A 16,355-nucleotide genomic window follows, 5' to 3' on the forward strand; every position below is an offset into this window, starting at 1 on the left:
CCGATTTTCCGCCATCCATGCACTTAACTGATTTCGGGTGTTTCTGCTGCGAAGCCTTGCGCGCAGTGATGCTGCAATTCGCGGTCCACCGTGCCGATGGCTGGCGTGGACGATACCGTAGTTAACGCACATGCTCATTAACCCGATCGTAAGTACCGCGACGGGTGAAGCGTCGCGGTATCGGATTTGCTCTACGGGCACACGAGATTTTTCCTGTAAATTTAAGTCGAACAAGCGCGGTCAGAAAATATGAACAAGCCAGCCACGATCGATTTCGCGACAGCCACGGCGGTCCAAATTCCCGCGGCCATGGCACGCACTCAGGCGCTGCACGATCTCGTCCCCGGTGAAGCCCGCGACAGCCTGCTCGCCGTCCACGACGTACTGCGCCGCGGACTGCCGCAGGGCCAGCTCGCCACCTACGAAGCCGGAGGCGGCTCGTGCAGCGTCCTGCCACCGGAATTGCTGAGCCGCAGCAAGGTCACCGTCGTCGATATCGACGAGGACCAGGTCCGCAACAACAGCTACGCGGACGAAGCGATCCTCGGCGATGTCCAGACCTACCGCTTCGGGCGCGAGACCTTCGATCTGGTGATCTGCTACAACGTGATCGAACATCTTCCCAACGTCGACGCCGCACTCCTGAATTTCCGAGATGCGCTCAAGCGCGGCGGGATGATCCTGATCGGCGCGCCCAATCCGCGCTCGTTGTCCGGGGTCGTCACCAAATACTCGCCGCACTGGTTCCACGTCTGGTTCTACCGGCACATTCGAGGCATCAAGGATGCCGGCTTGCCGGGCGAGCCGCCGTTCCCGACCTTCTTCCATCCCCTGGTGTCGCTACCGAGGCTCGAAGCGTTCGCCGCCGCCAATGGCCTCGAGATGATCTACCGCCGTGAGGTCGAGAGCCCGCGCTATCCCGAGATGCGCCGGCGCAAGCCGCTGTTCGCAGCCCTGGTCGACGCCGGCGCCGCCGTGCTCAACGCCATGCTCCCGCGCGGGACCGACGTCCGCCGCGGCGATTATCACGTCATCCTGCGGAAAAGCTGACGGCCATGGTGCGCGCGCAGCCGATCGCAAGACCAGCGAAGCCTCGCGGCCACGATGCACGCGGTAACGAACCGTTAATCTCTGAAGGACCGCGCCATCGCATGCGTCACGGCGACGCGTCGAAGAGTGGCATGCGCTTAAACGCTTTGTTTGCCATTTCGGTGAATAGTCCCTCAATGAGTATGGTTAATTTTCCCTGTTGCGTTGAGTGGGCACCTATATCTGAGGTGCGTGGCGTAGAGCGAAGAGTACCCCCTCAGCTCGCGGCACTTGGAATGAAAGCTGGGGATCATGCTTGACTATAACCAGCGGATAGATCGGGCCGGACCGGAGGCCCCGCAGCAGCGGCCTCGGGTTGGCTTCAACGTGCTGGAGCTGGTCAATCTGCTCTGGCGGCGGAAGGTCGCGATTGCCGTTGCCGCGCTGCTCGGTGCAACGGCCGCCGTCACCGTGGGCAAGAGCCTGACGCCCCGCTACACCGCCACCGCCCAACTCTATGTCGACCCGCGCGAGCTTCAGCTCGTCGATCGCGAGCTAACGCCTCGCGCGCAGGACGTCTCCGGCATGTCGATGGTGGTCGAGAGCCAGGCGCGCCTGATCACCTCCAACAGCGTGCTGCTCCAGGTGATCCAGCAGGCTGATCTGGACAAGGATCCCGAATTCGGCGGCGGCGCCGACGGCAAAGGCGTGATGTCCTCGCTGCTCGGTCTGATCGGCCTTCAGCCCCGCGCGCCCTCCGCCACGGAGAAGAGGGAAGTGCAGCTCGCCGCCCTCGAGGCGCTGAACCGGCACATCACGATCCGCAAGACCGAGAAGAGCTTCATCGTCGACATCGAGGTCTGGTCGACCGATCCGGCGAAAGCGGCGATGCTCGCCAACACGCTGACCAGTGCCTACCTCGCGGAATCCCGCAACTCGCAGGCGTCAGCCGCGCGGCGCGCCACCAACGATCTCTCCGGCCGCTTGAAGGAGTTGCGCGAGCGGCTGCGCAACGCCGAGACCGTGCTTGCGACCTACAAGGCCCAGAACAATTTCGTCGGTACCCAGGATGCGCTGATCAGCGACCAGCAGCTTTCCGCCAGCAACCAGCGGCTTTCCGCCGCCCGCGCCGCGACCATGGACGCGCAGGCGCGCCTCGATCAGATTGAGGCGAGCCGGCGCACCACGGCAGATGCGGGCGCGAACTCCGAAGCGCTGCAATCGCCGACCATCGCGAACCTGCGCGCGCAATATGCCGACGCGCGCAAGAAATATGCGGAGCAGGCCGGCGAGCTCGGCCCACGTCATCCGGCGCTGCGCCAGACCGAGAAGCAGGTCGAAGATCTCAAGCGCACCATCAACGAAGAGATCGACCGCTTCGCGCAGTCCGCCAAGAACGATTTGACGCGTGCCCGCGACTTTGAAGCCTCGCTCAGCCGGGCGCTGGAGGCACAGAAGCGGCAGAGCGTCCAGCTCAGCCAGGCCGCCGTGCGCTTGCGCGAGCTCGAGCGCGAAGCCGATGCCAGCCGTGACGTCTATCAATCCTTCCTCAAGCGTTCGCGCGAGACCGAGGAGCAGGAGACGCTGAACACCTCGGCGGCCCGAATCATCGGCGAAGCGACGGTGCCGCAGCGGCGCTCGTTCCCGCCGGCGATGAGCCTGTTCGCCATGATCGGCTTCATCTTCGGCGCGATCGCTGCATCGAGCTGGTTCGTCGCGGCCGAACTGCTGTTCGCCGGCGCATTCGCGCCGGCGCCGGCGCCGGCCCGGCCCAATCGCACTCCGTTGCCGCAAGCTCCGCGAGCTTCAGAGCCTTCGCGAACGGCGGAGACCGCCCGGCCCCACCCGGCCTCGCGAGCCCCGGAAATCGCGCAGGCACTGCCGGAACTCACAGCCCCGCCGCTGCAACCTTCGATGGTCGAGAAGCCCCTGATCGAAAAGCCGCTGATCGCGCGCCTCCAGGAGGCCGACGTCATCCACACGCTCGGTGCCATTCTCGCCACCGGCGGCGGCATCGACCTCACCCGGCTGGGCTGGCCGACGCTGCGCCCCGGCTTTCCCCTGACGACGCTGCTCAACGCCTGGCGCGACATGCGCGCTACGGCGGCCCGGCGCGCCGGCGGAAAGACAATGCCTGTTATCGCGCTCGTCGGTGCCAGTGAGACCACCGGGCGCAGCGTGACCGCGCTGAATTTCGCGCTCGCGGCCGCGCGCGACGGCGCTCGGGTACTGATGATCGATGCCGACCACCAGGCCCACTCGCTCTCGAACAAGGTCAACCGTCCCGGCAAGAGTGAGCCGAGCAAGGTTGGATGGCTTTCGATCGGCAGCAAGGCCGCGCGCGAGATCAAGACACTCAACGGCATCTCGGTATTGCCGGCCGCCGAACGCGACGCAGGCAAGGCCACTGACGCCATCCGCAAGGCCATCGAGCAGGCGCGCTCCGCCGGCGGTTATGACCTCGTGATCCTCGACGGTCCCGCGGCGCCACTCACGACCGGCAGCCGCAAGCTGCTCGATGATGCCGACGCGCTGGTGGCGGTGCTGCCGACCAGCCTCGACATCAACGACGGCCTCGAAGAGATATTGAGCACGCTCGGCCGCGCCGAGCGCAAGCTCGTCGGCGTCGTGCTCGACGAACTCACCCCTATGGCCCAAGCTCGCCAACGAGGCAGACAATATGCTTGAGCGCCGCATCAATCTCGATGGCCGGACCGCAACTGCCGACGTGCCGCGGATCACCATCGGCGGCCTTCGTATGGCCGCACTCGACCTGGAAGCGACCGCGGATTTCATGATCGAGGCGACCGATCCGCGCCATCGCATCGGCCGTCCGCTGCACCTGACCTCGGCCAACGGCGAGGTGCTGGCGCGGTGCTCGACCGAACCGGAGACCGAGCGCCTGTTCCGCGGCGCCGACCTCATCAACGCCGATGGCCAGCCGCTGGTGGCGGCGTCGAGGCTGCAATCCTGGTTTCCGCTGCCCGAGCGCGTCGCCACGACGGATCTGTTTCACGTCGTCGCGCGCAAGGCCGAAGCGGTCGGCCGCACCTTCTACATGTTCGGCGCGAGCGAGGACGAGAACGCCGCTGCGGTCGAGAACGTCCGGAAGATGTATCCAAACCTCAAGATCGTCGGCTACAGCCACGGCTATCTCCGTGGCGATGCACTGCGCGCGAAGGTCGACGAGATCAACGCGCTAGCACCGGATTATCTCTGGGTTGCGCTGGGCGTGCCAAACGAGCAGGCTTTCGTCGAGGAATTCACGCCGCATCTCACCAATGTCGGCGTCATCAAGACATCCGGCGGCCTGTTCAACTTCTTGTCGGGAAGCCGCGCCCGCGCGCCGCGATGGATGCAGAAGATCGGCCTGGAATGGGCCTGGCGCACCTTGCTCGAGCCCCGCCGCCTGTTCTGGCGTTATTTGACCACCAATCCTCGCGCGATCTATCTGCTGTTCAGCCGCAATCGGCCCCTTAATCGCTGAGTAGAACGACATGACCGCCGCCGGTTATCAGCCCCGCCTGCGCTGTTTCAACGCCGGCGGCGCCGGTATTGCGCCTTGCGGGTCGGGCTCATAAGCGGCTAAAGAGACTGTCACAGTCGGCGCCGGCAACTTTCGCGGCCGCCGCATGTTTTTGTATGGCCGCCGACACAAGCGGCACAATCGGCTCAGCCAATAGCGCGAGCCAGCTTTTCACAGCGAAGGCCACGATCGAGTCCGCGCATCGGCCTGCTTTCAGGCGCGACCCAAGGGAGCACGGAACGAATGCATCAGGCCGCAAGCCTGCAATTCGAGCGCATGATGAACGAGCTCATCCTCTGGCATGCCGTGCCGGAGGACGAACGATCGCCGGCGCCGGCCTGGTGGTGGGGTCCGGCGATGGCGGTATTCGACACGCACGAGCCGATGCGACAGGCCTGGTGTCGTGAGCTCGGCCTTGGCGACGGGTCGAGCTTTGCCGATGGAGCGCATGTCCTTATCGCGCTCTTCGCCGAACAAACCTCGCTTCCGTGGCCGGATGATTTTCCACGCAAGGCGGAGATCAGGGAAGAGGACGTCCGCGAGCTCCACCCGCAGCCATCAGACGACAGCGCTTTTCAACCGTAGCGCCGCGGCCGCGGTGGCGGCATGGTCCGGCTCCGGCTGGAGCGGCGGCGCGACAGGCGGCTCCGTCGGCCGTAGCAGCTCGGCCATCTGCCGCGCCGGCACCGGCTTGGAGATCAGGAAGCCCTGCATCTCGTCGCAGCCATGGGCGCGCAGGAACGCCTCCTGTTCAGCGTTCTCGACGCCTTCCGCCACCACGGTCATACCGAGCGCCTTGCCCATGCTGATGATGGCCTGCGCGATCGCCTGATCCTCCGCATCCTGCGGCAGGTCGCGCACGAAGGAGCGGTCGATCTTGATGGTGTCGATCGGAAAATGCTTCATCAGCGACATCGACGAATATCCGGTGCCGAAATCGTCGATCGCCAAGCGAATGCCGCGGCTCTGGATGGCGTCGAGCACCTTGATCGCACGTCCGACATTGCGCATCATCATACTCTCGGTGACTTCGAGCTGGAGCAGCACCGGCGACATGCCGCTTGCGGCGAGCGCTTCGTCGACGTCCTGCAAGAGATGCTCGTCGACGAACTGGCGCGGCGACAGGTTCACCGCCATGGATACCGGCAAGAGGCCGCGCCGCTGCCAGGCCATGGCCTGCGCGCAGGCCTCCTTCATCACCCAGCGGCCGATCGGCACGATCAATCCGGTCTCCTCCGCCAGCGGAATGAACTGCGCCGGCGAGATATTGCCGAGATCGGGATGCGTCCAGCGCAATAGCGCTTCCACGCCGGTGATCTGGCCGGTCACCATGTCCACCTTGGGCTGGTAGTTCAAAGTGAACTGATCCCGCTCCAGCGCCCGGCGCAGCGCGCTCTCCAGCGACAGCCGCTCGATCGACTGCGTGTTCACTTCCTTGGAGAAGAAGCGATAGCCGTTCTTGCCGTCTTCCTTGGCGAGATACATCGCCATGTCGGCATTCTTGGTCAGCGTCAGCGCGTCGGCACCGTTGGCCGGATACATCGCAATGCCGATGGAGGCGGTGGTGTGGCACTCGTGGCCGGCCAGCTCCATTGGCTTCGCGAGCACGCGGAGCAGTTCCGTCGCGATGCGCTGGACGTCGTCGATCTCGCCGCACTGGTCGAGGATAACCACGAACTCGTCGCCTCCGAGGCGCGCCACCACGTCGCTCGCTCGCAGCGCGCTGCGCAACCGGTCGGCGACTTCGAGCAGGAGCAAATCGCCCGCCTCGTGGCCGAGCGAATCGTTGATGACCTTGAACCGGTCGAGATCGATGAACAGCACCGCGAAACGATGGACATGGCGCTCCGCCGCATCGATTGCCGCGCGCAACACGGCACTGAATGTCTCGCGGTTGGGCAGGTTGGTCAGGCTGTCATAGGAGGCGAGATACTCGATCCGTTCGTCGGCCTTGTTCTTCTCGTCGGCGCGATCGAAATTCTCCATCGCGAAGGAGACGTTTTCGGCGAGACGCTGCAGCAGCTCGACGAACTCGTCGGTAAAGGCGGCAGGCTCCGCCGACAAGTAGATCATGACGCCAACTGCCTGGTCGTGGGCGACCAGCGGGAATGCCGCTCCCGAGCGCGCGCCGTCGCCGCGGACGATGGCGTGGAAGGCGCGGACGCGATCGTCGTTGAGATAATCGTTGCTGATGCAAGGCTGGCGCGTGCGGAATGCCGTGCCGCTCATCCCACGACCTTCCGGGCAATCGGGGTCGATGGAGAGGCGGACGGTGCGCGTGGTGCCGGCCGCGGGTCCGGCGCTGGCGACGATTTCCAGCTGGTCGCTCTCGGCGCTCGCGAGCGCGATGGTGGTGGAGGTGAATTTTGCGCCATTCGAAGCAGCAAGGCAGACGAGGTCGAACAGTTCGGCGCGCGACTTCGCCCGCATGATCGCCTCGTTGGTGGCGCTCAGCGACGCAAACATCCGCGTCAGGCGTTCCTTCTGCGCTTCGGTGCGGGCCTTCTCCTCGGCACGATCGAAATTGTCGAGGGCGAAAGAGACGTTTTCAGCCAGACGTCCGAGCAGCTCGACCAAATCGGGTGTGAACGTATTCTCTTCCGGTGCGAGGAAAAGCAGGATGCCAATCGGCTCCTGGCCGCCCCGCAGCAGCGGGAAGCTGGCAGCAGCCCGGGTTCCATCCTCGATCGCCTTGGAATGCCAGTACACCGATCGCGGATCATTCAGATAATCGTTGATGACACTGGCCCGGCGGGTCCGCAGCGACATCCCTATGATTCCCTGGCCTTCAGGATGGTCGGCGGAAACAAGGCAGGTGCGTCCCACCATTCGTTCCTGCAGGCGTCCCTTCACGGCGACGACCCGGACAAGTTCACGTTTGTCGTCCAAAGTGGCGATTGTCGCGGAGGCGAACACCCCGCCGAGCACGGCGGCCTGGCACGCGACCTCGAACAGCTCCTCGCGCGTCTTGGCGCGCATGATGGCTTCGTTGGTCGCGCTCAGCGCCTCGAACATGCCACTCAGGCGATCGCGCTGCTTGTCGGCCCGCGCTTTTTCGTCGGCTCGATCGAAACTCTCGAGCGCAAAGGCGACGTTGGCCTGGAGCTTACGCAGGAGCTCGACGAACTCGTCCGTGAAAGTGCCGCGCTCGCGCGAGTTGAACAGGAATACGCCTTCGACCTTGTCGCCATTGAACAGCGGCAGCGCGGTTGACGACGCAATGCCGTTGCGACGCGCGCTGGCGTGCCAAGGCTCGAGGCGGGCGTCTGCCAGGATGTCGTTGCTAATGCAAGCCTTCCGGGTCCGGAACGCAGTGCCGGTCAACCCACGTCCCTCCGGCACCTTGTCGCTGACCCGCAATCTGAAGGTTCGTACCTCAGCGGCGTTCGGTCCAAAGGATGCGACAACGCGAAGCAGTCCCGCGTCGCGGTCGAGCAACGCAATCGAGGTCGAGGCGAACTTCGCGCCCTGCGCCGTGGCTTCGCAAACCAGGTCAAACAGTTCGCTGCGGGATCTTGCCCGCAGAATGGCCTCGTTGGTCGCGCTTAGCGCCGCGTACATGCGCGCCAGCCCTTCCTCCTCCAGCGCGATCTGGGCCTTCTCCTTGTCGCGGTCAAAGTTCTCGAGCGCAAAGCATACGGTTTCGGTCATGCGCAGCAACAGTGCGACGATGCCTTCGTCTTTTGCCCAGGCTTTGCTCACGAAGAAAAACAGCACGCCGATGCTGGTGCCACGCTTGATCAAGGGAGCAGCCACGCAGGCGACGGCGCCGGCATCGACGTTGGTTTGCTCCCAGGTCGTCCCCTTGGTACGATTGAGGAGGTCGTCCTCGACGATCGCTTTCTGAGTCCGGAACACCTGGCCGGAGATGCCCTTGCCATAGGGACTCTCCGCATCGATCGAGTAGCGCGTGCGTCTGATCAGATCCAGATTTTGTCCGGTCGCTGCCACCGGCGTCAGCCATTCGGAATCCGGCTCGCGCAGCAGAACGAAAGTGGCAAGCGATTTGCCGCTATGCACAGCGGCGTCGCAGACCCGCTGGTATAGATCCTGCTCAGTGCTGGCGTGAAGGATTGCTTCGTTGGTCGCAGTGAGGGCGCCGAACATGCGGTTGAGCCGCCGCACTGCCCGCTCGCCATCCAGGCGCGCTGTCTCGCGCGCGAAATTCTCCAGCGCATGTGAGATATTGCTCGACATCCGCTCGAAGAGCGAGACCATCGCCTCGTCGAGCGTGCCTGCCCCCGAGCGCGTCACATACAACACGCCGATGCTGCGACCGCCACAGATCAGGGGAAGCGCCGCGGCTGCCCCGACACCCGCTCCGGCAGCGCCTTCGCGCCACGCGAGCGAGCGCGGATCGTTCAGATAATCGTTACTGATGCAAATCCCCTGGCTGCGAAAGGCTTCGCCGCCGACGCCCGACCCCTCCGGCGTGCCGGCCTCCGTGGTGATCGTGATCGCACGCAGCCGCGCAACGTCGTCGCCGCAGCCGGCCGCAAATCGGAGCCGCTGGCCATCCGGCTCCGCCAGGAACACGGCGACGGCCATGAAGTCCCCACTCGAAAACCCGGCGTCGCAGACCTTCTGGTACAGCTCGTCCGGCGACTTCGCGTAAAGGATGGCTTCGTTGATGTCGCTCAACGCTGCAAGTGTGCGCGCGAGGGTCGTCTGCACGATCTCAACTCCCCGGCATTTCTGCCATTTTCTCCCGGGTAGCTTATGAGGGCGATGGCCTAAGTGGTGGTTATTGGTTCCCGCAAACCGTCGATCAAAGTGAACGAGCTGCAAACAGCTGTCGCGAACCTGTCAAAATCGCTATACTGGATGGCGGTTTCAGCCACAGACGCGCTCCCTTTACGAATTTGCAGCCCTGTATTGGTTTACGGGAGATTGATATCGCACCGGTGCTTTGAGACGATGGCTTCCAACAGGCACAGCCCGCCAAGGGCGAGACCTGAGGAAACGCCATGCCGATCGTCCAGGCCGACCGCCTCACGCGCATCAGCGCCGCGCTGCTTCGTGCCGCCGGAGCTTCCGCGGAAGAGGCCGACGCGATCGCATGCGACTGCGTCAACGCCAATCTCGCCGGCCACGATTCCCACGGCGTGATCGCTGTTTCCGCTGATGGCGATGCGCGAAGGCATGATCGGGATCGCGACGGCGGATTCCGGCCGCTCGCGGAAGCACGTGGCGGCCTTCGGCGGCAAGGAGGCACGGCTCGGCACCATCCGATCTCGATTGCGGTGCCGTCCGACCTCGATGCGCCGTTCTACCTGGACATGGCGACCTCTGCGGCGCGCGCTGGCGCGCGAGTACAGGCTCGATACGATCCTCGACCTGGCCTGACGGATTTCGGCCTGACGCAATTCGGAGAACAGCAGCATGACGCGGCAGATGGTACTGGTCGGCTTCCTTCAGGCCCAGAACTGCACGAATTTGCCTAGCTCGTGGCGGCATCCGGACTCGCGCGACGATTCGATGTCGGCGGACTATTATCAGGAGATCGCCAAAATCCTCGAAGCCGGCAAGTTCCACATGGCGTTCTTCGACGACCGGTTGGCGATGCCGGACCGCTACGGCAACGATCACGCCCACACCGTCGAATACGGCATCCGCTGCGTGAAGATGGATCCGCTGATCGTGCTGACCACGATGGGCATGGTTACGGAGAAGCTCGGGTTGGGGGCGACCGGCTCGACGACTTATTTCGAACCTTTCGACATCGCCCGCCGCTTCGCAACACTCGACCTGATGTCCGGCGGACGCGCCGGGTGGAACGTCGTCACCTCGCTCAACGACGGCGAGGCACACAACATGGGGCGCGACTCTCATCCCGAACATGATTCCCGCTACGACAAGGCCGACGAATTCATGGAGGTCGTGCTCGGCCATTGGGACACTTGGGAGGACGGCGCGCTCATCATGGACAAGACGAGCGGCCGCTTCGCCGATCCAGCCAAGGTGAAGCGGCTCGATCACAAGGGCCCATTCTACAAGTCGCGCGGTCCCTTCACCGTGCCGCGCTCGGATCAGGGCCATCCCGTGATCATCCAGGCCGGCGCGTCCGGACGCGGGCAGCGCTTTGCAGGACGATGGGGCGAAGTAATCTTTACCGCTGCACGTAACCTCTCCGCCGCCAAGGACGGCTATGCGGCGGTGCGTAACGAGGCCGCGAAAGTCGGCCGCGATCCGGAGGCGATGTTCCTCTGCAACCTGACGACGCCGGTTTGCGCCGCGACCAAAGCCGAGGCCGAAGATAAGATGGCGCTGATCAACAAGCTGCCGCTGCAGATCGATGCGCTGTCGCTGCTGGCCGAAGCACTCAACTACGACTTCGCCTCCAAGGATCTCGACGAGCCGCTGACGACTGAGGAGTTGAAGAGCATGCAGGGCATTCTGGGCATCCGGGACGGCGTGCTCAAGAACTCCGGTAAAAGCAATCCGAGCGCGCGCGACTTCGTCACCTTCTCCGGCCGCGGTCAGGTCCAGGATGCGATGGTTGGCGGCCCCAAGGAGATCGCGGACAAGCTCGAAGAAATGTTCGTCGAGCACGGCTGCGACGGTTTTGTCATCGCCGCGACCTATGTGCCCGGCTCCTATGCGGATTTCGTGCAATATATCGTCCCGGAATTGCAGCGGCGCGGATTGTTCCAGAAGGAATATCGCGGCAAGACGCTGCGGGAAAATCTCGGGCTGAAGCGGCCGGCGGCCGGCGACTGGAAAGTGCAGCCGCGCGATGCCGCGGAATAACAACGGAGACACGGCATGCGCTGGCTGACATTCACGGCCGCGGACAAGACGTCCTGGGGATTCGTCGAGGGTGACCAAGTGATTGCGGTCGACGGCGATCCCTTCGGCGAATGGCAGCGGACCTCGCGCACGCATCCGCTGTCGCAGGTCAGAATCGAGCTTCCGCTGATTCCGCGCACCTTCTACTGCGTCGGCCTGAACTATCTGAAGCACCTGAAAGAGGCCGCCGACAAGCGGGGCGAAGTGCCGGCAGTGCCGGACAGACCAGAGATCGGCTATCGCGCTCAGAATGCGCTGATCGCACATGACGAGGACGTCGTGATCCCGTCCTTTGCGACGGACAAGATCCACTACGAAGGCGAACTCGTCGTCATCATCGGCAAGAAGGTCAAGCATCTCACGAAGCAGAATGCGATGGATTGCGTGTTCGGCTACACCATCGGCAACGACGTCAGCGAACGAAGCTGGCAGAAAGCCGACCGCAGCCTGTGGCGGTCGAAGAACGCCGACACGTTCAAGCCGATGGGCCCGTGGATCGAGACCGAAGTCGACCTCGCCCGTATGGAGACCATCGTTCGCGTCAACGGCGAGGAAACCAACCGCTTCCGCACCAACGACATGATCTTCGGCGTGGTGCCGTTCCTTGTCGAGCTATCCAAATACTTTACGTTATGGCCCGGCGACATGATCTGGATGGGCACCGACGGTGCGTCGCCCGACATCAAGCACGGCGATGTCGTGGAGATCGACATCACCGGCATCGGCACGTTGCGGAATAGATTCGTGCGGGAGGAGCGGTAGCCCACGTTGCACCAACAGTGTCGTCCCGGCGAAAGCCGGGACCCATGCGCCGCAGCAGATGTTTTGATTAGGACTCGTCGTTACGGCTTCGCAAGGCAATTGGCATTCGTGGTTATGGGTCCCGGCCTTCGCCGGGACGACGAAGCGCTGCCTCTCAAAACGGTAGGATCACGCTGGTCTTGATCTCCTTCAGCACCACATTGCTTCTGACATAGCGAATGCCGGGAATGCGGAACATGAACTCGTCGAGAAATTTGTTGTAGGCCGTCATGTCCTGCACGACGACGCGCAAATGGTAATCGGCATCGCCCGTGGTCGCAAAGCACTCCAGCACCTCACGCCGCGTGGTCACCCGCGCGACGAACTCGTCGACGAATTTTGCGTCGTGCCGTTCCAGCGAGACGTGGAGGATCGCGGACATCGCGAAGCCGGCCTGCTCGCGCGCGACCAGGGCCGCATAGCCCTGGATGGCACCGCTCTCCTCCAGCGCGCGCACCCGGCGCCAGCAGGCCGAGGTGGACATGCCGACCGCGTCGGCGAGCTGCTGGTTGGTGGCGCGGCCGTCCTTCTGGAGATAGGCGAGAATCCGCGCGTCTTGGTCTTCGATCATGGAAAGCACCAAAATGGATTACTCTACCGCTTTGTAGATTATAACGGACAATTCTACCACAATGGATATCCTATTCGGGAAAATAGGTAGGACCTACCAGTTGCCGAGGCCTACCCTTCTCCCATCCGGCAAGGATGCCGCGGGAGGTCCGCATGGACGCCATTTCCTCACTCGACGCCTACCAGCTTTCCGACCGCTACGATCGCGAAGAAGGCCGCGTCTTCCTCACCGGCACGCAGGCCATCGTCCGCATCGCGCTCGACCAGGTGCGGCGCGACCGTGCCGCCGGGCTGAACACGGCGGGCTTCATCTCGGGCTATCGCGGCTCGCCGCTCGGCGGCATCGATCTCGAACTGTGGCGCATCCAGGAGCGGCTGAAGCGGGACCGCATCGAATTCCTCCCCGCGGTGAACGAAGACCTTGCCGCGACGGCGGTGCTCGGGTCGCAGCAGGTCGAGACGCAAGCTGACCGCGAGGTCGATGGTGTGTTCGGGCTCTGGTACGGCAAGGGTCCCGGCGTCGATCGCTCCGGCGATGCGCTGAAACACGGCAATGCCTACGGCTCCTCACCGCATGGCGGCGTTCTGGTGGTCGCTGGCGACGACCATGGCTGCGTCTCGTCCTCGATGCCGCACCAGTCCGACGTCGCTTTCATGAGCTGGTTCATGCCGACGCTCCACCCCGCAAGCGTCAGCGAGTATCTCGAATTCGGTGAATATGGCTATGCGCTGAGCCGCTTCACCGGCATGTGGGTCGGCTTCAAGGCGATCTCGGAGATCGTGGAATCCGGCGCCTCCGTCGCGCTGCGCCCGCCGCGCGCCTTCCACACTCCGGACGTCACGCCGCCACCCGGCGGCTTGCACTATCGCTGGCCCGATCTGCCGGGGCCGCAGATCGAGGAGCGGCTGGAGGCGAAGAAGCACGCGGTCTACGCCTTCGCAAAGGCCAATCCGATCGATCGTCACATCTACGATATCCCGGGCGCTACCTACGGCATCGTCACCACAGGCAAAGCCCATCTCGATCTGATGGAAGCGTTGCGGTTGATGGATCTCGACGAAGCGGCCTGCCGCAGCATCGGCATCGACATCTACAAGGTTGGCATGGTCTGGCCGCTGGCGCTGCATGACGCGATGGCCTTCGTGAAGGGCAAGCGCGAGATCCTCGTGGTCGAGGAGAAGCGCGGTATCATCGAAAGCCAGTTCAAGGAATATTTTTACGATTATCCGGGCGAAAAACCCGAGCGCATGGTCGGTAAGCACGACGAAACCGGCGCGCGGCTGATCTCCTGGATCGGCGAATTGTCGCCGCGCGCGCTCGCTGGGGTGCTTGCACGCCGTCTCGATCCGATGTTCCCAAGCCTTAATCTCGCCGCGCGCGCAGCCGGCTTGATGCCTGAGGCTGCGCGCACGATCAACGTCAGCGGTGCGACGCGCACGCCGTATTTCTGCTCCGGATGCCCGCACAACACATCGACAAAAGTGCCGGAGGGGTCGAAGGCGCTGGCCGGCATCGGCTGTCATTTCATGGCGAGCTGGATGGACCGCGAGACATCGTCCCTGATCCAGATGGGCGGCGAAGGCGTGAACTGGGCCGCCTCGTCACGCTTCACCGGCAACAAGCACGTGTTCCAGAATCTCGGCGAAGGCACCTATTATCATTCGGGCTCGATGGCGATCCGGCAGGCGATCGCGGCCAAAGCCAACATCACCTACAAGATCCTGTTCAACGATGCCGTCGCCATGACCGGCGGCCAACCCGTCGACGGCCCGATCAGCGTCCACGCCATCGCGCACAGCGTCCGCGCCGAGGGCGTTGCGCGCATCGCGTTGGTGTCGGACGATCCAGCGCAATTTTCGCCAGGCGACCTGCCGGTCGGCGTGTCCATCCATCCGCGCGAAGAGATGGACGATGTACAGCGCGAGCTGCGCGAGATTCCCGGCGTCTCGGTTCTGATCTATCAGCAGACCTGCGCGACAGAGAAGCGGCGTCGTCGCAAGCGTGGGCAGATGATCGATCCCAAACGCTTCGCCTATATCAGCGATCTCGTCTGCGAAGGCTGCGGCGACTGCTCGGTCGAATCCAACTGCCTCAGCGTCGAGCCCAAGGAGACACCCTTCGGCCGGAAGCGGCGGATCAATCTCTCGTCCTGCAACAAGGACTTTTCCTGCCTCAACGGGTTTTGCCCGAGCTTCGTCACCGTTGAGGACGCGACGCGCCGGAAGAAGGGCGCAAGCCGGACCGACGCGGTCGGCCACGCGGCCACACTTCCCCTGCCCACTCTCGCAACGCTCGACCGTCCCTATGATCTGCTCGTCACCGGCGTCGGCGGCACCGGCGTGATCACGGTCGGCGCGCTGATCGGCATGGCGGCGCATCTCGAACGAAACGGCGTCTCGGTGCTGGATTTTACCGGCTTTGCGCAGAAATTCGGGCCGGTGCTGAGCTACATCCGGTTGGCCGCGTCCCCCGACGCATTGCATCAGGTCCGTATCGACCAGGGCGCGGCCGATGCGCTCATCGGTTGCGACCTCGTCGTCAGCTCCTCGCCGAAGGCGTCCGGCACCTATCGGAAAGGCACGCGAGCCGCGGTCAACACCGCGGAGATGCCGACCGGCGAGGTCGTCCGCTTCCGCGACGCGGATCTCGCCTCACCCGCCCGCCTGCGCGCGATCGGCCAGGTGATCGGCGACGGCAATCTCGACACCATCAACGCCAACGCACTGGCGGAGCGTCTGCTCGGCGATGCCGTCTATGCCAACATCGTCATGCTGGGCTTTGCCTGGCAGCGCGGGCTGTTGCCGGTCTCGCTGTCGGCGCTGTTGCGCGCGATCGAGCTCAACGGCGTCGCGGTCGAAAGCAACAAGCAGGCTTTCGCCTGGGGCCGGATTGCAGCGGCCGACCCTGACTTCTTGCCGAAGGTGGACGAAGCGCCCAAGGCCGAGACGCTCGACCAGCTGATCGACCGCCGCGCCGACTTCCTCGCGGCTTATCAGAACGATGCCTATGCAGCGCGCTATCGAGCACGCGTTGCAAACGTTCGCAATGCGGAAGCCAACCTGAATAGCGAGAAGTTGACCGAGGCGGTTGCGCGCGCCCTGTTCAAGCTGATGGCCTACAAGGATGAGTACGAGGTGGCGCGCCTGCACATGCAGAGCGGCTTCCTCGACGAGCTGAAGCGCGAGTTCGAGGACGGCTTCAGCGTCAAATACCATCTCGCTCCGCCCTTCCTGCCGTCCGAGCGCGACGCCCGCGGCCGGCCGCGCAAGCGCGCCTTCGGCCAGTGGATCCAGCTGCCGCTCGCCGCGCTCGCGCGACTGAAAGGGTTGCGCGGGACAGTATTCGATCCGTTCGGCTACACCGTCGAACGCCGCACCGAGCGAAACCTGATCGCCTGGTATGAGGGCGTGATCGAACGGATGCTCGGCGAACTCGATGCGGCGCGCCTGCCCGATCTCGTCGTGATCGCCAAGGCGCCGATGGAGATCCGCGGTTACGGGCCGGTGAAGGACATCGCGATCGCGAAGGTGAAGCCGGCGGTCGAACGGCTTCTCGCCGATGTGATCGCAGCGTCGCAGGCAAAGTTGCGCGCCCACGGTTGACGTGATGCCGGCGAGGCTTCAGCCTCCCGAATTCGAG

9 protein-coding genes and 1 pseudogene are annotated in these 16,355 nt (G+C 64.0%); 8 read left to right on the top strand and 2 right to left on the bottom strand.

Features of this window, described 5'->3' with window-relative positions:
* Nucleotides 1–249 precede the first annotated feature (249 nt).
* From BRA1253DRAFT_RS19150 to BRA1253DRAFT_RS19165, 4 genes are all read left to right on the top strand, one after another.
* A complete protein-coding gene (locus tag BRA1253DRAFT_RS19150; protein ID WP_007597004.1) occupies nucleotides 250–1,050 on the top strand; it encodes a methyltransferase in 801 nt (266 codons plus the stop codon).
* A 291-nt stretch (nucleotides 1,051–1,341) separates the two neighbouring features.
* A complete protein-coding gene (locus BRA1253DRAFT_RS19155; RefSeq protein WP_007597005.1) occupies nucleotides 1,342–3,717 on the top strand; it encodes an exopolysaccharide transport family protein in 2,376 nt (791 codons plus the stop codon).
* Nucleotides 3,710–4,516 carry a WecB/TagA/CpsF family glycosyltransferase gene (locus BRA1253DRAFT_RS19160; RefSeq protein ID WP_007597006.1) on the top strand — a complete coding sequence of 269 codons (807 nt, stop codon included), beginning with the start codon at nucleotides 3,710–3,712 and terminating at the stop codon, nucleotides 4,514–4,516. Before BRA1253DRAFT_RS19155 ends, BRA1253DRAFT_RS19160 begins: the two co-directional genes overlap by 8 nt.
* Nucleotides 4,517–4,798: 282 nt before the next feature.
* Entirely contained in the window at nucleotides 4,799–5,140 is a 342-nt protein-coding gene (locus BRA1253DRAFT_RS19165; protein WP_007597007.1) for a hypothetical protein, read from the top strand.
* On the opposite strand, the gene BRA1253DRAFT_RS19170 is transcribed toward BRA1253DRAFT_RS19165, so the two are convergent.
* Entirely contained in the window at nucleotides 5,114–9,229 is a 4,116-nt protein-coding gene (locus BRA1253DRAFT_RS19170; RefSeq protein WP_007597008.1) for a GAF domain-containing protein, read from the bottom strand. The two genes, BRA1253DRAFT_RS19165 and BRA1253DRAFT_RS19170, sit on opposite strands and share 27 nt — an antisense overlap.
* A gap of 293 nt (nucleotides 9,230–9,522) precedes the next feature.
* Between BRA1253DRAFT_RS19170 and BRA1253DRAFT_RS46230 the strand changes: the two are divergent.
* The 3 genes and pseudogenes from BRA1253DRAFT_RS46230 to BRA1253DRAFT_RS19185 all read left to right on the top strand — a co-directional run.
* Nucleotides 9,523–9,861 (top strand): annotated as a pseudogene (locus BRA1253DRAFT_RS46230) (Ldh family oxidoreductase); the annotation flags it as partial.
* A 76-nt stretch (nucleotides 9,862–9,937) separates the two neighbouring features.
* The gene (locus BRA1253DRAFT_RS19180; protein ID WP_007597009.1) at nucleotides 9,938–11,305 is read left to right on the top strand and encodes an LLM class flavin-dependent oxidoreductase; all 1,368 of its coding nucleotides are present in this window, start codon (nucleotides 9,938–9,940) and stop codon (nucleotides 11,303–11,305) included.
* A 15-nt stretch (nucleotides 11,306–11,320) separates the two neighbouring features.
* Nucleotides 11,321–12,106, top strand: a complete 786-nt coding sequence (locus tag BRA1253DRAFT_RS19185; RefSeq protein ID WP_007597011.1) for a fumarylacetoacetate hydrolase family protein — start codon at nucleotides 11,321–11,323, stop codon at nucleotides 12,104–12,106.
* 154 nt (nucleotides 12,107–12,260) lie between these two features.
* On the opposite strand, the gene BRA1253DRAFT_RS19190 is transcribed toward BRA1253DRAFT_RS19185, so the two are convergent.
* Nucleotides 12,261–12,716, bottom strand: a complete 456-nt coding sequence (locus tag BRA1253DRAFT_RS19190) for an Lrp/AsnC family transcriptional regulator (protein WP_007597013.1) — start codon at nucleotides 12,714–12,716, stop codon at nucleotides 12,261–12,263.
* A 152-nt stretch (nucleotides 12,717–12,868) separates the two neighbouring features.
* Between BRA1253DRAFT_RS19190 and BRA1253DRAFT_RS19195 the strand changes: the two genes are divergently transcribed.
* Complete coding sequence (locus tag BRA1253DRAFT_RS19195) at nucleotides 12,869–16,318, top strand: indolepyruvate ferredoxin oxidoreductase family protein (protein WP_007597015.1); 3,450 nt, start codon at nucleotides 12,869–12,871, stop codon at nucleotides 16,316–16,318.
* The last annotated feature ends 37 nt before the right edge of the window (nucleotides 16,319–16,355 follow it).

This window comes from Bradyrhizobium sp. WSM1253 (assembly GCF_000244935.1).
GTDB lineage: Bacteria > Pseudomonadota > Alphaproteobacteria > Rhizobiales > Xanthobacteraceae > Bradyrhizobium > Bradyrhizobium canariense.